Origin of the sequence: Empedobacter sp. UBA5528 (genome assembly GCF_002426075.1) — a bacterium.
Classification (GTDB): Bacteria; Bacteroidota; Bacteroidia; order Flavobacteriales; family Weeksellaceae; genus Empedobacter; species Empedobacter falsenii_B.
Window position 1 is genome coordinate 77556 of sequence record NZ_DINY01000023.1, and the last position, 19127, is coordinate 96682.

At 29.9% G+C, this 19127-nt stretch carries 19 protein-coding genes; 2 read left to right on the forward strand and 17 right to left on the reverse strand.

Annotated elements, in window-relative coordinates; translation table 11 throughout:
• Window positions 1-44: 44 nt before the first annotated feature.
• From B4L98_RS04380 to B4L98_RS04410, 7 genes are all read right to left on the reverse strand, one after another.
• Window positions 45-383, reverse strand: a complete 339-nt coding sequence (locus B4L98_RS04380; protein WP_038331257.1) for a cysteine-rich CWC family protein — start codon at window positions 381-383, stop codon at window positions 45-47.
• 274 nt (window positions 384-657) lie between these two features.
• The gene (gene brnQ, locus B4L98_RS04385) at window positions 658-1947 is read right to left on the reverse strand and encodes a branched-chain amino acid transport system II carrier protein (protein WP_286495192.1); all 1290 of its coding nucleotides are present in this window, start codon (window positions 1945-1947) and stop codon (window positions 658-660) included.
• 325 nt (window positions 1948-2272) lie between these two features.
• A complete protein-coding gene (locus B4L98_RS04390; protein ID WP_219034339.1) occupies window positions 2273-2872 on the reverse strand; it encodes a hypothetical protein in 600 nt (199 codons plus the stop codon).
• Window positions 2854-4257, reverse strand: coding sequence for a cell envelope integrity protein CreD (creD, locus tag B4L98_RS04395; RefSeq protein WP_286495193.1), 1404 nt, complete (start codon window positions 4255-4257; stop codon window positions 2854-2856). The genes B4L98_RS04390 and creD overlap by 19 nt, the downstream gene beginning before the upstream one ends.
• Window positions 4258-4322: 65 nt before the next feature.
• Window positions 4323-4622 carry a winged helix-turn-helix domain-containing protein gene (locus B4L98_RS04400; protein ID WP_038331250.1) on the reverse strand — a complete coding sequence of 100 codons (300 nt, stop codon included), beginning with the start codon at window positions 4620-4622 and terminating at the stop codon, window positions 4323-4325.
• A gap of 9 nt (window positions 4623-4631) precedes the next feature.
• Complete coding sequence (locus B4L98_RS04405; RefSeq protein WP_219034337.1) at window positions 4632-5264, reverse strand: hypothetical protein; 633 nt, start codon at window positions 5262-5264, stop codon at window positions 4632-4634.
• Between the two features lie 120 nt (window positions 5265-5384).
• Complete coding sequence (locus B4L98_RS04410; protein WP_221856283.1) at window positions 5385-6104, reverse strand: 3-ketoacyl-ACP reductase; 720 nt, start codon at window positions 6102-6104, stop codon at window positions 5385-5387.
• 229 nt (window positions 6105-6333) lie between these two features.
• Here B4L98_RS04410 and B4L98_RS04415 point away from each other — a divergent pair, with 229 nt between their 5' ends.
• Window positions 6334-6519 carry a DUF1294 domain-containing protein gene (locus B4L98_RS04415; protein WP_409410630.1) on the forward strand — a complete coding sequence of 62 codons (186 nt, stop codon included), beginning with the start codon at window positions 6334-6336 and terminating at the stop codon, window positions 6517-6519.
• Window positions 6520-6524: 5 nt separating this feature from the next.
• Here the strand turns inward: B4L98_RS04415 and arfB are convergent, their stop codons facing one another.
• The 8 genes from arfB to B4L98_RS04455 all read right to left on the reverse strand — a co-directional run bounded on the left by arfB (window position 6525) and on the right by B4L98_RS04455 (window position 15844).
• Window positions 6525-6917 carry an alternative ribosome rescue aminoacyl-tRNA hydrolase ArfB gene (gene arfB, locus B4L98_RS04420; RefSeq protein WP_286495197.1) on the reverse strand — a complete coding sequence of 131 codons (393 nt, stop codon included), beginning with the start codon at window positions 6915-6917 and terminating at the stop codon, window positions 6525-6527.
• Complete coding sequence (locus tag B4L98_RS04425; protein ID WP_286495198.1) at window positions 6917-8098, reverse strand: MFS transporter; 1182 nt, start codon at window positions 8096-8098, stop codon at window positions 6917-6919. The genes arfB and B4L98_RS04425 overlap by 1 nt, the downstream gene beginning before the upstream one ends.
• 1 nt (window position 8099) lies before the next feature.
• Window positions 8100-9053 carry an aldo/keto reductase gene (locus B4L98_RS04430; RefSeq protein ID WP_286495199.1) on the reverse strand — a complete coding sequence of 318 codons (954 nt, stop codon included), beginning with the start codon at window positions 9051-9053 and terminating at the stop codon, window positions 8100-8102.
• A 261-nt stretch (window positions 9054-9314) separates the two neighbouring features.
• The gene (locus tag B4L98_RS04435; RefSeq protein ID WP_286495201.1) at window positions 9315-12347 is read right to left on the reverse strand and encodes a sensor histidine kinase; all 3033 of its coding nucleotides are present in this window, start codon (window positions 12345-12347) and stop codon (window positions 9315-9317) included.
• Window positions 12334-13128 carry a LytR/AlgR family response regulator transcription factor gene (locus B4L98_RS04440; protein ID WP_221856275.1) on the reverse strand — a complete coding sequence of 265 codons (795 nt, stop codon included), beginning with the start codon at window positions 13126-13128 and terminating at the stop codon, window positions 12334-12336. The genes B4L98_RS04435 and B4L98_RS04440 overlap by 14 nt, the downstream gene beginning before the upstream one ends.
• Window positions 13129-13208: 80 nt before the next feature.
• A complete protein-coding gene (locus tag B4L98_RS04445) occupies window positions 13209-14363 on the reverse strand; it encodes an MFS transporter (protein WP_286495202.1) in 1155 nt (384 codons plus the stop codon).
• An 8-nt stretch (window positions 14364-14371) separates the two neighbouring features.
• A complete protein-coding gene (locus B4L98_RS04450; protein ID WP_291077634.1) occupies window positions 14372-14761 on the reverse strand; it encodes a VOC family protein in 390 nt (129 codons plus the stop codon).
• A 3-nt stretch (window positions 14762-14764) separates the two neighbouring features.
• Window positions 14765-15844: an NADH:flavin oxidoreductase/NADH oxidase gene (locus tag B4L98_RS04455; RefSeq protein WP_291049159.1), complete on the reverse strand. Its 1080-nt coding sequence runs from the start codon at window positions 15842-15844 to the stop codon at window positions 14765-14767.
• Window positions 15845-16141: 297 nt separating this feature from the next.
• Between B4L98_RS04455 and B4L98_RS04460 the strand changes: the two genes are divergently transcribed.
• The gene (locus tag B4L98_RS04460; protein ID WP_286495204.1) at window positions 16142-17476 is read left to right on the forward strand and encodes an NAD(P)/FAD-dependent oxidoreductase; all 1335 of its coding nucleotides are present in this window, start codon (window positions 16142-16144) and stop codon (window positions 17474-17476) included.
• 71 nt (window positions 17477-17547) lie between these two features.
• On the opposite strand, the gene B4L98_RS04465 is transcribed toward B4L98_RS04460, so the two are convergent.
• Both B4L98_RS04465 and B4L98_RS04470 read right to left on the reverse strand, forming a co-directional pair.
• Window positions 17548-18195 carry a hypothetical protein gene (locus B4L98_RS04465; protein WP_125349271.1) on the reverse strand — a complete coding sequence of 216 codons (648 nt, stop codon included), beginning with the start codon at window positions 18193-18195 and terminating at the stop codon, window positions 17548-17550.
• Between the two features lie 145 nt (window positions 18196-18340).
• On the reverse strand, window positions 18341-19126 hold the full coding sequence (locus B4L98_RS04470; protein WP_115000894.1) for a zinc ribbon domain-containing protein: 786 nt from the start codon (window positions 19124-19126) through the stop codon (window positions 18341-18343).
• Window position 19127 lies beyond the last annotated feature (1 nt).

A 19127-nucleotide genomic window follows, 5' to 3' on the forward strand; every position in this document is an offset into this window, starting at 1 on the left:
TATTTTTAGGTTGGTTAGTGGTTCAATGTAAGTTGAACCATTTTTTATTTCTTATAACCATAAGCACAATGTCTGCAACCATTTTGGCAACATTTTCCTTTCTGATAATGGAAAAATTCTGTAAAAACCCAATACCCATTTTCGATATAATAATGTATATGAGGAACAAACTCCGAAGGCATTGTTGGATGTGGATATTCTTGATCTAATTCTACAAAATAATTCAGTTTTTCTATACAAGAATTACACAAACATTTGTAATGCGTTTTCTTCAAAAACTCTTTTATTTCATCTTTTATAACAATTGTAGTACAAGCACAATTCGAAATATCATCTACCTTACACTCCATTGTTTCGTTACAACGCGAACAATTTTCGATCATTTTTTTGGATTATTTTTTTGATTTTTCAAAATACGAAAAATTCATAAACTTATCTTAAATCATGTGATTGAAATTCTCTATAACCATCATAAATAAATAGTTATAAATTAATTCTATCTAGACATAAAAGAAATCATTTAAGAATAATAGATTTAAAGTCAAAACTTTAAGAAATTTGTAAAAGAATAAAAGATAGACATTATCATTATTCAATTAGTGTTTTTATAGTAGTTTTGATTGGTTAAAATCCTCGGAATAATTTTCCGAGGATTTTTTATTTTCTTAATCTATCAACTAATAAACCAATTACAAAACCGATAATCGAAGGTGCAATCCAACCTAAATCGTATTCGAAAAATGGAATTTTATTCAGATTTTCTATAGTCGATTCATCTAACTTTCCTAATAATTTCAATAATCCTAAAATTGCGATGATTGTAGACGCTATTAATGCAAAAATATAAGGAGTTTTGCTTTTAATTGTTTTTCCAAACAACACTATATAAATAACTAACGTGATTGTAATTGGATATACGAAAGCCAAAGGTGGATATGCAAAATTAATAATTTCGTCTACACCTTTTATTGATAAACCAAACGATATTACTGTACATAAAATCACTAAAGCAGTGTAACTTACTTTTCCATTTGTTAAACGTCCAAAAAATGTACCTACCGCAGATGTTAATGCGATTGAAGTGGTAAGACAAGCAAACGCCATACATAACGCAATTGCAATTAACCCATACTGTCCTAATGTATTTCGAGAGATTTCTATTAATAATTCTGCACGAGAAATTTCTGGATTTGTAATTCCAGAAGTAGCACCTAAATAAATCAATCCACCATATACAAATAACAAACAAGTTGTAGACAATAAACCTGATATAATTACAATTTGAGATTTACTTTTTGTATCAGTATACCCTTTATCTCGTGCTGCTGAAATAATAATTCCAGCAAAAATAACAGAAGCCAAAACGTCTAATGTTTGATAACCTTCTATAAAACCTTTCGAAAAAGATTGCATCATCGTTAAGTCTGAAGGTAAGAAATCAGCGGTTGGGTATATAATTCCAATGACTATTAATAAGGTCAATAAAATCAATAATACTGGTGTTAAATAATTTCCAATAACGTCTACCACTTTTGAGGGACGAATCGCTAAAATAAGTGTTACTGCAAAAAATAGTAACGATCCCCACATCGGATCCAATGTTGGAAAAAATGGTTTTAATCCCACTTCGAATGTTGTTGCGGCAGTACGAGGAATCGCAATTAACGGTCCGATACAAATCATAATAATTGTACCTAAAATAGCCGCCAAATGTTTGTTCACACGATGCCCTAAATCATTAAAATTATCACCCGAAAAAACAACAGATAAAATACCAGTAAATGGCAATAAAATACCAGTTAACCCAAATGCTATCATCGCGACGAAATAATTTGAACCCACTTCTAATCCTATCAAAGGAGGTAAAAGAAGGTTTCCTGCACCAAAAAACATCGCAAACAACGCAAATCCAAGTGTTAATACATTGGTTAACTTTTTACTTTTCATATATTTAATAATTCTATCTGTTTTAAAAAACGGTTCGCAAATTACTACAATTGCATTTTCAAGCCTTAAACTTAGTAGAATTATTCGATAATCACACAGCTAATTTATAAATTTGACAGATTTGAATAATAATTTTTATATTTATCAGATTTTAAACTTTATATATTATGAATGTTTTAATCATCGATATCATCAAATCTTAATTGATTTGAAATTTTATCTAAAGTGATAATTCGATTCGTTGGTGTATAACCTTCTCCTTTTGGCTGAAAATATTGAATATCTATCTTCATAGTTTCAAAGTAAACATTCATAACAAAAATTTTTAAGCTTTTAATTTTAAAATTTTTGTAATAATATTTATGAGGTAAATATTAAACATCATAAAACAGATTGATATTGAAGGATACTCAAAAACAGCGAAAAGTATTATAATCAAACTAAAAAATAGTATTAAAACTACCGCTAAAAAAATCGAAAAATAATTAAGATAATTAAAACCTATCGTTTCTTCATCATCAAAATTAGTGTAGAATATTGCTGCAAAAAAATCGACTATAATTAAAAGAAACAATAAATAACCTAAAAGCGGCAAATAAAAACTTAAATCATGAAATCCTCGAATAATTGTTACATCCAAAACAAAAGCTACTGGAATACAAAGCCATGTAATGTTGGTCCAAACAAATATTTGTCCAGAATTAGAGAAAATTTTTCCTAAAAACAACTCCGAAATCTTATCAATTTTCAAATAAAATGACATTGCAAATAAGCAAATCACAAGCTCTAAAATAAGAATAGAAAAGCTGAAAATTGTATCATTATTTTTAATCACAATATCCGTAAAGGAAATTGCCATCAGTACAAGACCGATGACAAAAATCCCAAAAAATAAGTGTGCAAATGTTATTTTGTTTTGTTCCATTCGATGTTTTTTGAATAGTACATTAGGATTGCAACAATGATAAATAATCCTATACTTCCTACTAATAACGCGTGTTCTTTGAGTTGTAAAACACTGTAAATAAATGTGTATAATAAAATTAACATTAATGTAATTTTGAATGTGAAACCAAATGATTTTAGGAAAGAATTGACAAAAAATGTAATCAATAAAATAGTTGCACCAGATGAAATAAAGTAAGCAATATCAAATCCTAAATATTCTGACAACGATAACAATAACACAAAATTGACACAGATTGCAAATCCAACTAACGCATATTGTACCAAGTGAATGTTGAAATTATTTCGGCTTTCGATAAAGAAAAATGCTACAAATGTTAATCCAATGAACAGAATCGCATATTTTGTCGAACGATATGTTTTGTCATAATGATCGTTCATCTGCAAGAAATTAACGCCAAAACTATAATCAGAAAAGTTAGAAGCGTCTTGCCAAATCTGTCCTTGCAAAGGATTTTGTTGATAAATAGACCATTTTACATTTGTTTTTCCATTCTTCGTTTCGGGATCAGAATTAGGTAAAAAATTTCCATCATATTTCAAATCTTTCCAATTTGTAGCCAAATCAACTTTTGTATTAATCGCAGATGGAATGATATTCAACATTTGAGAACCTTTCATCACCAAATTGATTGAAACTTGATTAAAATCGAATGTAGAAGGATCTATTTTTTGAGACATCATTTGCACAGGCATCACTTTTTTAGTGGTACTCACTTGTTCCAAATATTCTCCATTTTCTACTCTAACTTCTGGTTGAATAGTAATTGTAGAAGTTATATTATCCATATTCAATGGATAATTTTTGTTGTTAGATTGTACAATTACTTTGTTCTCATATCCTTTAGAATCAGAGATTCCAAAAACAATTTTAGTCGAAACTACATTTTCTGCACTTACTTCCACTTCATTAAGCATATCGCTATAATTCTTAAATTTCGAATTGATATTCAGTTTCGAATTGTAAACTACTGCTTCATAAATACTACGACTTTTTAACTGCGTATCAATCGTTCCATTTATATTTAAATCATTAGCAGAAATATACTTTTTCACTTGTTGCTTCACAACTTTTCCTTGTCCATCATTTACATTTTCCATGTAAGTAACCTCGATAAAAGGACCATAAATCGTCTGTTTCCCACTCCATTTATCTGAAATTTCGGTAATTACTTTTTCCTTGTTTCCTTGTCGTTCTTCAATTAAATTTAATATGAACGGAATCGGAATTAAAAGTCCTAAAACTAAAAGACATACCAAAAATCCTTTTATCATTGTTTTGTTTTGTGAATAAACTGATTGATTTTCAGGTTGATATTCATTTTTTAAATCATTGTTTTCCATAAGTTTGAATTTTATTATTTATTTTAAAAAGTACTTTGTTTTTCAAAGTTTAAATGCAAAAAAAATTATTTTATATTCTTTATTAATTTTTCAAGATAGTTCAAATGCTCCTGAAAAGCTTGTTTTCCAAGTGCTGTTATCGAATAAGTTGTATTCGTTTTTCGACCTATAAATCCTTTGTGTACAGTAATATAATCGTTTTCTTCTAGGTTTTTTAAGTGCGAAGCCAAGTTACCATCAGTCAAATCTAAAAAGTCTTTCAAATCCTTAAAAGAAATTTCTTCATTCATGACCAAAGCACTCATAATTCCCACACGAATACGATTATCAAAGACTTTGTTTAATTTATTAAGATTAAAATCCATGTTGCAAATTTAAGCTTTGTAATCATATTTTCGTACCATCCAAATCCCAAAAATTAGATGTAAAAGCCCGAAACCGATAAACCAAAACAATAAACCATTGAAAATAAAATAGAAAGCCAATAACCCTAAAAATATTTCGCACATTGCCAAATATTTTATTTCTACAATTGTGTCACGTTCTACCGTATACAAAGCTAAGCCGTAAAACAAAAGCGTTGCTGGAGCTACATAAGCAAAACTAAAATTATTGATAAAAATCAAACTTACTATTCCTCCAACGATTAAAACAAAAAGAAATTTACGCAATATTCGTTTTGTAACTGGATTTATAAATTTAACGTCATCTTTTGTCGATTTTCTGGTCATAAAAAAGAAACCTCCAATACATGCAACCATTAAAGTTACAATTCCTAAAATGAATAATTTAATTTCTAAATTATTCATTAAAATAGGTGTCAATGTTCCTCTATAATTTACTTGAAGTGCATCTTGTAGAATCAAAACATAAGCGATAAAAGCAGAAATCATTCCCACTACTCCAACCCAAACACCACTCCATCCACTAATACTTGTGAATTTTGATGTGCGTTGCATCATTGATTTGATTTCGTTTAAACTTTCTACAGGATTATTTGTGCTCATATTAAAAGTACTTTGCAATTCAAAGTTAATATAAAAAATGATTCTGCAAAATATTTTTTCAAAAAAAATCCAATTTCTAAATGAAATTGGATTTTATAAATATGATTAATTAATCAATTTTTAAGGATTTGTAGACCACAAAGAAGCTGATGCCAACATTGCGCGTTTATCTAATTTTAATAAATCGACAATTAATTGAGCAAAATCTTCAGGCTGAAGCACTTTTTCTGGATTTCCGTCTGTGATTTTCAACACATCTTTTGACATCTCAGATGCAATTGTACTTGGAGTTAAAGTCGTAACACGAATGTTTTTCTTTCTTAATTCGAACATTAATGATTCTGATAAACCTATCAATCCCGCTTTTGAAGCTGAATAAGCAGAAGTTACTGCGTTTCCTTTTAATCCTGCAGTTGAAGATACATTGATAATATCACCACTTCCTAACTCTACCATCGAAGGAATTACAGCTTTAGAAACATAATATGGTCCAAATAAATTGGTACGCACAATCTCTTCCCAATCATTTTCTGGCATTTCCAAAAAACTTCCGAAAGCCGCAATACCGGCATTATTAATCAAAATATCAAACGCTCCAAAACTCTCAATTAATCGTTCAAGTTGCATTTTCACTTCAACTTTTTCAGCTACATTAAAAATCGAATAATCCGCTTTTACTCCAAAACTTTTGATCTCTTCTACAGTTTCTTCTAATGTCTTTGTATTTCGTCCTGTCACAGCTACATTAACACCTTCTTTAGCCAATGCCAAAGCAACAGCTTTTCCTAAACCTCTACTACCTCCTGTGACTAAAGCATTTTTCCCTTTTAAATCTTGCATAATTATTTTATAATTAGAATTTTACAATTTATTTTTTGAAGATTTTTTATGATTTTGAAGTACAAAGATAAACAACATAGATTTCTAGGAAAAATATTTTTTATCTACCTAATTATAAGTATTTTTACTACTTAATCACACACTGAATGGATAAATATTTATTTTTTACTCTACTCCTTATCAACGTCCTCTCTTTTTTTTTATTTAAAATAGATAAAAAAACTCAATTATTGGTAAAAGACGTGTATCTGAATTAGCACTTTGTTTTGTGACTTTGATTGGTGGAACAATTGGTTCTCTTATGTCAATGCAGATTTATCGTCATAAAATAAGAAAAAAGTCTTTTATTTTTAAAATAGTAATGATTATAGCAATACAATGTAGTTTATTAATTTTTTTAGTTGATCGAATTTAATTGTTCTAAAATTTAAACCTACGACAGTCTTTTTTCTCAGCTTGTTGTTTCTTTTGATTCAGTCTTTTTTGCTGAGAAGCTTTAGTAGGTTTAGTCTTTTTTCTAAACTTTGGAATAATCAATGCTTTTTCAACTAATTCTAACATTTTCTTTGTTGCAGATTCTTTATTGTCCAATTGAGAGCGAGATTCTTGCGAATTGATTTGTAAAAATCCTTCTGAATTAATCTTATTTTTTAGCTTTTCTGTGATTAATGCTTTTTCTTCATCAGAAAAAAATTGGGAAACTTCAACGTTCCATTTTGCTAAAACCATCGTTTCAACCTTGTTTACATTTTGCCCTCCTGCACCGCTACTTCTCGCTGTTTTATATGTTATTTCATAAGAAAAATCTTTCATCACTTATTATTTTTATTGAATAAAATATGAGAAATCAAACAGATTAAAGTAAAAAAAACGCCAACAGCAACCACTCCATTCCATTGAAATTTATCCCACGCATTTGCTGCAATAAATGTTCCTAAAGATCCACCAATAAAATAGCTTGTCATGTAAACTGTATTCACTCGATTTCCTGCTTTGGCATCTAATCCAAAAATAATGGTTTGATTAGAAACATGCATTGCCTGTAAACCTAAATCGATCAAAATTACACCAACAATTAATCCCCAATATGTATAGCCAAATTCATAGAAAAATCCCCAAGAAATTAGCATAGTAATGATGGAATAAAAGATAATTTTTGATGTTGACAGAACTTTTGAAACTCTACCAACTAATGCAGCAGCTAATGCTCCTACTGCTCCAATTAATCCAAAAGCACCAGCAATATCGCTTCCAACAAAAAATGGTGCTTCTTCTAAGTGAAAAACCAATGTTGTCCAAAATGCACTAAATGCTGCAAAACCTGTAGCTCCACGAAAAGAAGCTAATCTTAATTGTGGTTGATTTTTTACTAAATCTACAATCGATTTCATCAAATTACCATAAGTTCCTTTGAAATTTGGTTGTATTTCTGGTAAAAATATATAGATAAAAATCCATAGAACAAACATTAAAATTGCGCCTATCATATAAACTTCTCGCCATCCTAAATATTCACCAATAAAGCCACTAAAAACACGAGAAAGTAGAATACCAACAAGCAAACCACTCATAACCATCCCGACAGCTTGCGCTTTTTTTTGAGGTTCAGCTAATTCAGCCGCCATTGGCACAAAAACTTGCGGAATAACTGAGGTGAAACCGATTAGAAAACTTAATGGAAAAAGCCAGCTTACAGATGGTGCAAAATACATTCCCAAAAGAGCTGCGATTATAAAAACAAAATCGATTAAGATCATTCGTTTTCGTTTCAGTAAATCTCCTAAAGGAATAATAAACAACAATCCACAAGCGTATCCAATTTGTGTTAACATTGCAATATTAGAAACTTTACTTTCGGAAACATTAAAATCTTTAGCGATTAATGACAATAATGGCTGATTGTAATAATTATTTGCCACAACCAAACCGCTCCCAATAATCATTATCCATAAAATGATTGGAGTTAATTTGGGTTTCATTTGTAAATTTTCCATTCTAATATTCGCTTGCTTCAGTCAAAAGTTTAACATCATCATGAGATAATTGCACATTTACACCTTCTACAAAAGCATCAAGATGTTGTTCCTTAGTTGCACTCGCAATGGGAGCTACAACAGTTTTCTGATCCATTAACCAAGCCAATGCAACTGCCGAATAAGAAATATTATATCGTGTAGAAATAGTTTGTAAAGCGTCCAAAATTTTGAATCCTCTTTCATTCAAATACTTTTTGATTCCATTACCGCGCAAACTTTGTTGTAAATCTTCTTCAGTTTTATATTTACCTGATAAAAAACCACTCGCTAAACTGTAATAAGGGATAACAGCTAAATTATATTTCTCAGCAACAGGTTGCAAAAATTCTTCAAAATGCTGACGATCATACAAATTATATTCAGGTTGCAAGGTTTTGTATTGCGGCAAATTATAAAGTTCTGATTTATCCAACGATTCAATCAATCGCTCCGAAGAAAAATTAGAAGCTCCTATAAATCTCACTTTTCCTTCTTTTATCAATTGATTATAAACGGATAAAGTTTCTTCTACAGGTGTATTTACATCATCATAATGAGTTTGATACAAGTCGATATAATCTGTTTGTAAACGGATAAGTGATTCTTCTACTTCTTTTAAGATATGAGCTTTTGTAGTATTTGGCTTATCTTGAATCATATTTCGTCCACCAACTTTCGTTGCCAAAACAATTTGATCTCTCACTCCTCTCGATTTTAACCAATTTCCGATAATTCGTTCAGACTCTGTTCCAACATTACCTTCCACCCAATACGAATAGTTATTTGCAGTGTCTATCGCATTAAATCCTCTGTCCAAAAATCCATCTAAAATTCGAAAAGATTCTTCTTCATTCAATGTCCAACCAAAAACATTTCCTCCGAAAAAAATTGGTTTTATTTCTAAATCTGTATTTCCTAATTGTACATTTTTCATGGGGATAAAGATAAAAAAAAGCTACTTTGCAGTAGCTTCTTGTTGTAAAATTTTTTGACTCACACGTCGAAAAATGTAACTTTTAAGATACTTTTATGGTGTCTTCATAGGTTTAGAAAACAAAGCATCAAAGTTTAATACTTAGTTTGAAATCGATACAACAAATATATATACTGAATAATATCTATCATTAAAATAGAGTTCAGATTTCGTTAATTCACGTTTCAGCAAGGTGAATTGTGAATTTATTCAGGTGAAATTTTAATCAACTTTCAAAATCATTCGAACTTTTGTTCCTTTTTCATGAAAATTTATAAAAATATTTTCTTCAATATTACGATTAAGCAATTGTAAACGCTCATTAACTATCTTAAGTGCTTTCGAATCGTGAGTTTTATTTTGCGTAATTTGTGTTGTATTTCCCTTTCCATTATCTTCAATGATTATTTCTAAATAATCAATTTTTACACGAATAATCAATTTGATAATCGGTTGTAAATGATTTTGATCAAATGCGTGAACAAAAGAATTTTCGATAATTGGTTGAATCAACATTGGAGGAATTTTGATGCGATAAATATCCAATTGACTATCAATTTGAACATCAAATTCTATTTTATTTTTCCATCTAAAATTCTCAACTTCAACATATAATTTCAAAAAATCAATTTCGTCTTTCAAACTAATTTCATCTTTTGTTGAAAGATTTAACATCTGACGAATCAAGTGAGAAAAACGTCCCAACGAATTTAACGCATTATCAATATCATTATCCAAAATATAAAACTGAATAGAATTCAGCACATTGAAAATAAAATGCGGATTCATTTGCGATTGTAAAGCTGTTAACTTCGTTTCGGTTAATTGCCGCTCTAATTGCAAACGTTGATTTTCTTGAGTATTTTTTTCATTTAATTGACTAATTTTTAATTGATTAAATTTATTTAACGTCTTGATTTTATTTGTATTATAACGATAAATAATCAATCCTAAAGTTAAGACTGACAACAAAATAAAATAAATATTCAAGTAAAAAGGTTCGTCAACATTCAACGAAACCAAATCAATAATTTGTTTTTGTCCATTGCTTGTATCCGTTATTTCTAATTGAACACGATATTTACCATATGGTATATTCCGCAAATAAATAGATGGGTTATAAAAATACTCGTTCCACTTTTCATCAGGATTTACACGATATCTGTACTTATAACTTTGAGCAAAATTAGCATCAACCACAGCAAAATTTAATGTAATATTATTCTCATTATTCTTTAAATTCAAATCTTTATCAATCAAATCAAACCACATAAATTTATCTATTCCAAAAGATTGATCATTAATTTTAAAACTTGTAATTATAATCTCTTTCGACTGATTTTTTTGCTTTAATAAATTCTCAAGATTTAACTTATAATATCCATTTTCAACACCAATTGTAGCCGTTTTTCCGTCAAAAATAGACGAATGTATATCCTTATTTACAAAACCTTGTTCATTACCAATCATATATGTTTTACCATTATTGAAAACGAGTAAATTACGATTGGTTCCAATCAGAATTGAGTTCCCAAAAATGTCAATTGAACTGATATTTTCCCCGCCAATTTCACGAATATTGATTACTTTTTTTGTGATTAATTCATCTCCTTTTACCTCTAAAATATAGACTTTCGCAAATTCTGTTGCAACCAACAACTGATTATCTCCAACGCATTTTATCATTTTAATTTTAGATTCATTAAACTGATTATTTTGCAAATAAGAAATAAAATTTCCATTTTCATACTTGAATAATCCATCCAAAGAAGAACCAAAAAATACAGCTTTTTTATTTTGACAAATCGAAACAACATCTTTCGGAACATTCGCTTGCGTAGCTGAATATGCGTGATATTTTAGATTATTCAGATCATCAAAAACCAAAATTCCTCCAAAAGGATTTGTCTGAATAAATTGATTATTAAAATATGTAAATTGACTTGTTCGATTAGGTAAATAATCTTTGAATTCTCCATTAAAATCTAACTCGAAAAGTCCTAAATTAGTTGCTATAATAAACGAATTATGACGAATAATCATTTTATAAAAACGAAGATTTTTTTCTTTCAAATCAAAATCAATTTCATAAAAATCTTTATTTGATTGACTTAAAAAATCTTTGAATTTTGACTTATTTCGAAGCATATATTGATAAAAAGCATTTCTCTTTATCTGCTTATTGAATACATTATTCTCTTGAAAATAAAGTCCTTCTGGTGTTAAAAAATATTGTGTATTCGCAACTTTTAGAATTTCAATGACTCTTTTATTATCAATCGTTGAAAAATCTAAAAAATGATTAAAATGAACTTCAAAAAGTCCTTTATCAGCACTTCCAACATAAATTAAATCATCCGTTTTACTACTAAAAACTCGATATGGATAATCCGAAGTGATTTTAAAATTTTCTGTTTGATCTGTTATTTTATTGTCCTTTAATTCGGCAACCATTCCATTTCCTGCACCCGTTTCGTAACCAGCTAATAAAAGAGAATGACGTTTATCTGAAATGTTGTGATTTCTAAAAACTGGAAAATCGTAGGTTTTAAAATTCAATTTTTTATTCAAAAAATCGTTTATCGAAATGATATTAAGACCTTTAGAAGATGACAAATACAAATCATTATTATTCAAAAAACTATAATTAATTCGATTGAAAGGATTGACCAACTTCAACTTATCGCGATGAACTTCATAAACACCATGATCTATTGTTGCAACATAAACCTTGTTTTGATATTCGAAAAAAGATACCGCTTCGAACACAATATTGTTATTTTTTTCAAAAGAAGGATTATAAATTTTCTTTGATTTTGTATCAATAATCGAAACGCCACCTTGCGCAGCAACATATATTAAATCATCTAAATAAAATAAATTTCGAACACGATCCGAAACTAATCCTTTCGCTGTATTAATTTGTTCAAAACGTTGACCAGTAAATTTCAATATCCCTTGTCCGTAACTTCCGAACCAAACATTATATTGCTTATCTTCTATTATTGTCCAAACATTATTGTATTGTACTTTCTCGAAGCGTTTCATCATTTTGAAATTGTCCATGTCTTTCACAAATACGCCAAAACGAGTTCCAACCCACAAGATTTTACGAGAATCTTTGTAAACACTCAAAATCTCATTGGCAGGCAAGCCATTTTCGTACGTGTATTGTTTTGTCAGAACATATTGCGCAGAAAGTTGATGAGAGCAATGAAATAAAACAAGTAAAAAAATGAAGTTACGCAACCACATTCGATAAAATTTTATACCCCAAAGAAGTTACAGGAAGATTTGATTCACCATCTTTTGGATGACAATTCAGAATCAATAAATTGTTTCGTTTATCAAATTTTTTAGCAAAATTAATATTAACCAAATACGATCTATTGACACGGAAAAAATTGGTTTGATCAATTAAATTTTCTACCTCTTTCAGCGTTTTAGTTACCATGTACGCCTCTTTTTCAGTAAAAATTGTACAATAACTATCATCTGCTTTACAGTAAATAATATTTTCAATTTTCAGTACCAAAACCTCTGTTATAGATGGAATAAATATAATTCCATGCTCATTTTTGAAAACGTCTTTCAGATTATCAGTTTCTACTTCATCTTCAAAATCATCTGCAATATTAATAATCTCTTTCGTTATTTTTGTTTGATTTTGACGCTCTACAAAACGATTCAATAATACTTTAAGATCAGAAATTGAAATAGGTTTCATCAAATAACCCAAACATCCCCATTGATTTACAGCTTCTAAAATATAGTCTGAATGAGCTGTTGTGAAAATGACATCAAACGTAATATCATCGAAATAATCAAATAATTTAAACCCAAATTCCTCTGGCATGTGAATATCCAAAAAAACGATATCTGGTTGATTTTCCTTAATTTTTTCAACGCCTTCTTTTACAGAATTTGCAGTATCAATGGAAACAAAAAAATCTGGCAAAGCATGTTGAATAATTTTCTTTAACCCTTGTTGAGCAAAGTGTTCATCATCTATAATAAGAGCTTTGTAATGATTCATTTGAGTTTAATTTGTTACAAATATAAACTAAAAAAGGATGCTCCGTAGAACATCCTTTGATTATGATTGAAGTAATATTTTTAAACTCTTTTCGATTTTAATTGTAAAAAGATTGCTGCAATTATTGATCCTACCGAAGCCATAATAAAGCCAACCCACAATTGCGAATTAAATCCTAACCCCATTGCAATCGGAATTCCTCCTAAAAATGCACCTAAAGCATTTCCGATATTAAAACTTGCTTGACCAGCTGCTGCGGCTAAAGTTTCGGATCCTTTTCCGTTATTAATCAACATCATTTGAATTGGCGAACCAATTGTAAACGCAATTAATCCCGTAATAAACGACATAATATAAGCCATTATTTGTATGTGAGAAGTGAAATAAACAATCACTAAACAAATCGCCATCGAAGCAAATGAGATAATTGCAGCTTTATTTGGCGACATGGTATCTGCCAATTTTCCACCTATAAAATTACCTACAAACATTCCTAGACCAATCAAGGTCATAATAATTGGAACTTTTGTTTTGGGTAAATCTGCCACATTTGTCATTAATGGAGAAATGTAACTTATCCACGCAAATAATCCTGAAGTTCCGATAGAAATCATCACAATTAATACCCAAGCTTCCCATTTTTTGAAGAAACTTAATTGCTCTACTAAACTTCCTTTGTTTGTATTTTTAAGATTTGGAACCCAAAGCGAAATCGCTAACATTGTGATTAATCCTAAACTTGCAATAATCCCAAACGTTAATCGCCACGAAAAAACTTGTCCTAATTTCGTCCCTAATGGAACTCCGACTAAATTCGCAAACGTTAATCCCGCAAACATAATCGAAATAGCTTGCGCTTCTTTTCCTTTTGTTGCTAATTGTGCTGCCACAACAGATCCTACACCGAAGAATGCTCCATGAGGTAAACCAGACATAAAACGAGCAATTAATAAGGTATTATAACTTGGTGCGATAACAAAAAGTGAGTTAAAAATGGTAAACAATAACATAAAAAAGATTAATACTTTTTTAGGCGAATATTTACTTGTAGCCATGATCAATGTTGGAGCTCCAACCATTACGCCCATTGCATACATTGATATAAAATTCCCTGCTGTTGGAATTGAAATATTCAAATCTTTTGCAAAATCTTCTAAAACTCCCATCATCGAAAATTCCGTCATTCCAATGGCTAAACCTCCCATTGCTAAGGCAAGTAAACTCTTTTTTACCATTTATTCTTCTATTCTTCGTATAATTCTATCGGCAAACCGTCGGGATCTTCAAAAAAAGTAAACTTCTTTTGCGTGTATTCATCCACACGAATTGACTCTACCATCACATTCAACTGCGTTAATTTTTCTACTTCATTTTCTATATTTTCCACAGCAAAAGCAATATGTCTCAATCCAGAAGCTTCTGGTCGAGAAACACGTTTTGGTGGATTAGGAAAAGAAAATAATTCGATGCAGTAATAATTTTGCAAAGCTAAATCTAATTTATAAGAATCACGTTCTTTTCGGTAAACTTCTTGCACAATTTCGAATCCTAAAATTTCTGTGTAAAAATGTTTTGATTTTTGATAATCCGAACAAATGATTGCAATATGATGGATTTTTTTTAATGCTAACATAATTTATGCGTAATGATTATTTTTTGCTCTTTCATATTGTGGCAACCACTTTATATCTTCTTCTAACTCTTTTGCAGCACGTAATGCAAAATATGGATCGCGTAATAATTCTCTTCCTAAAAAGATTAAATCTGCTTCTTCATTTTGAAGAATTTCTTCGGCTTGTTTTGGCTCAAAAATTAATCCAACAGCTCCAGTAATGATTTCGACTTGGTTTTTAATTTCATTTGCGAATGGAACTTGATAATTTTTTTTGACATCAATCTTTTGATGACTCACTCCTCCTCCAGACGAAACATCAATCACTTCTACTCCATTTTGTTTTAAAATCTTACACAATTCTATTGTTTCTTCTAAATTCCAACCATTTTCCGCCCAATCCGAAGCTGACAAACGAACCCAAAGCGATTGAGTTGTAATATATTTTTGCATTTCAGCAACAATTTCCAACACAAAACGAATTCTATTCTCGAAACTTCCACCATATTCATCTGTTCGATTATTGATTAAAGGCGACAAAAATTGATGAACCAAATATCCATGCGCACCATGAATTTCTAAAATTTCAAAACCAGCTTTTATCGCGCGTTCAGTTGCTTTTCCCCATTCTTTTACAACATCTTTAATTTCAGAAATTGTTAATTGATGTGGAATTTCATCCGATTCATTAAAAGGTAAATTAGAACTCGAAACTGTTTTCCAACCATTTTTTTCGTCAGATTTTATTTGATGGTGTCCCAACCAAGGCTTTTCTGTACTTGCTTTTCTTCCTGCATGCGCTAACTGAATCCCAGGAACACAATTGTATTTTTTAATTTCGGAAGTTAATTTTTGATACACTTCAATATGTTCATCTTTCCAAATTCCTAAATCGCCATACGAAATTCGACCATCTGCAATAACAGCGGTAGCTTCTTGTATAATCGCCGAAACATTGCCAACTGCACGCGAAACATAATGTTGAAAATGCCAATCATTTGGAAAACCATCTTCCGAAGAATATTGGCACATTGGCGACATAATAATTCTATTTTTTAATGAAATAGATTCATTTATACTGATTGATTCAAATAATTTGCTCATTACTTGTTTTTTTGACTTAATTAATTTGGAATAAAATTCGTGAATTTGATTGATTTCTTAAAACGATTCAGCTTAAAAATTGTTTAAATTCTAATCTTTCAACAAAATTAAAAAAGCTTAGAAATACATGAAATCACAAATAATTTTAACAATTTATTTAAAACTGACAAAAAACATAAATTTAAAAAAATCTAATAATCAATCCGATATCATAGTAAATATCTAAGGTTCAGAATAATTTTTAATAAATCTTTCATTGTTTCTTAGTTTGTTCGTAATTTTACAAAAAAGTGAATTTTGGAAAAGAAAAAGATTGTCATTTTAGGTGCTGGATTTGCCGGACTTAAATTAGCCCGTAAATTAAATAATAACCCACACTTTTCTGTTACACTTATTGACCGTTATAACTATCATCAATTTCAACCTCTTTTTTATCAAGTTGCTACAGCAGGAATAAACGCTAGTGATATTTCGTTTCCTATACGAAAAGTATTTCAAGGAAGTAAAAATGTCAGCGTACGATTAGCTGAAGTAACAGCTATAAAAAAAGAAGCTAATATTGTTGAAACCACAATCGGAGATTTTTCTTACGATTATTTGGTTATTGCCATGGGATGTACCACAAATTTCTTTGGTAATAAGCAAATTGAGGAATTATCATTCCCAATGAAATCCACAAACGAAGCTTTAACGCTAAAAAACAGATTGTTAACAAATTTTGAAAGTGCTTATTCTGCTGAGTCAGAAGAAGAATTAGAAGAAATTTTGAACATTGTTGTTGTTGGTGGTGGACCAACTGGAGTAGAACTTTCTGGTGCAATTGCACATATGAAAAAACACATTCTACCAAAAGATTATCCAGATTTAGATTTCTCTAAATTGAATATTTATTTGATTGAAGGAAGTCCTAATTTATTAGGACCTATGTCTGATTTAGCTCATAAAAAGTCTCACGAATATTTGACAAATATGGGAGTGCATATTTGGACAGAAGGACGAGTTACAGATTATGATGGAAAAACTATTTCCTTAGCTGACGGACGCACAATCAAAACAAAAAATTTAATTTGGTCTGCTGGTGTTACAGGAAATATTCCTGAAGGAGCTGTGTCTCAAGAAGAGTTACAAAGAGGTAACCGTTTTAAGGTAGATCGTACAAGTAAAATTATTGGAACTGATAACATATATGCTATTGGTGACATTTCTTGTATGGAAACACCTAAATATCCTCATGGACATCCTCAATTAGCACGTGTTGCTGGGGATCAAGCTATGAATTTAGCCAAAAATTTCAATAAAATTGGACAAGGTTTATCAGAAGATAAATTAACTTTATTTGAATATCAAGATCCAGGATCTATGGCTACAATAGGAAAACATAAAGCTGTTGTTGACTTACCTAAATTCTCTTTCTCTGGACGTTTGGCATGGTTTACATGGATGTTCTTACACTTAATGTTAATCTTGACTGTTCGCAACAAACTGGCTATTTTCTTTAATTGGGCTCAAAATTATTTTACAAATGATTCATCATTACGTATTATTGTTCGTCCAACGAAAAAAGATTTTAGATTTAATTTGAAAGGTTATCGCCGTTTTCCAAAGAATCGTGATAAAGAAGTAGAAGCTTAATCAAAAAAGTATATCAATAAAAAACTCCGCTAAATATTTAGCGGAGTTTTTTGTATCTATGAATTGAAATTTTATTTTCTTGCAGAAGGTGTTCTCACTCCTGTTTTTACTCTTTCTGTTGATGCAGATTTTGCACTTACAGCATCTTTAGCAGATTTGCTGTATAATTGGATAAAATCAAATAATCCATCAAAATCACCAGTCAATGTTTTACCATTCGAAACTCTCAATGCAAAGTTTGTAGATAATAAACTTCTGTTATAAGGGTCAAAATAATTTTTTAGATTAATAGATCCAGAAGAAAAATCTGTATCTAACAAAGCAAACGTTCCAGAATTAAGAACTGGCACATAATTTTGCATTATAGGATCTTCATAATATTCGATATAATCCAATCCTCTATCATTATTTTCTGTTACGTAAGATCCATTAAAACTTAAATCACCTCTTTGGAAAATTTCTAAATACAAATAAGCTCCATTTAATTTACCATTCTTAGGAACTGGATTTGTAGATAATTCTACACTATAATAAAATCCGCCATCAGCCTTTTTTATATCTGCAACAACTGCATTTCGAAGCGGAAATGATACACCATCATAATTGATTTGTCCAACATTAACAATTTCAGGTTCATAATAGCCATCATCATTATTCACACAAGATGTTAATGAGATAGACGAGACAGCTAACATTGCTAAAAATATAATTTTTTTCATAATTTCTAAATTTTCAAACTAATTATATTGCCAGTATTACAAATAGCGTGCTAAAAAATAACAACAACTAGTTTTAGCATAAAAAAAGTGTTACACAATCGTGTAACACTTTGATATTAAATAAAATATTTTTTAACAAAGAAAATTATCCTTTGATAATGATTTCCATTTTTTCTTGCTCTTCTAAAGCTAATTCCAAATCAACTAAGATACGTCCTGAATGTTCGTCAGCGATAATTTTTTTACGTTGAGCGATATCCATTTGTCTTTGTGGTGGAATTGTAAAGAAAGATCCCGCAGAAGCTCCACGTTGTACAGGAACAACAGCTAAACCATTTTTCACAGAATTTCTGATACGGCTGTAAGCGTCTAATAATCTTTGTTCGATTTTAGCAGAATATTCAGAAGATAATTTCAATAAATTACTTTCTTCTTTTTCTGTATCTTTTACAATTGTATCCAACTCAGCTTGTTTGTGAGATAAATGCTCTTTCATTGAGTTTAATTTTGCATTAAATTCTTCAACTTGTGCATTTTTTTGAGAAATTTTAACTGTAAACTCACGAATACGTTTCTCAGATAACTCAATTTCCAAACCTTGATACTCTACTTCTTTCGCTAAAGCATCAAATTCTCTATTGTTTCGTACGTTATCTTGTTGTTTCGTGTATTTTTTAATTAAAGCTTCAGCATTTTTGATTGCTTCTTTCTTCAATTTAATTTCTTCATCCAAACCTTTAGTTTCGTCAACTATTTTTTGGATTCTCGTTTCTAATTGTGCAACATCGTCGCTCAAATCTTCAACTTCTAAAGGTAATTCACCTCTTGTGTTTCTGATTTCATCTAAACGTGAATCAATTAATTGCAAGTCGTATAACGCGCGAAGTTTTTCTTCTACGCTTAGTTCTTTGATATTTTTTGTTTCAGACATA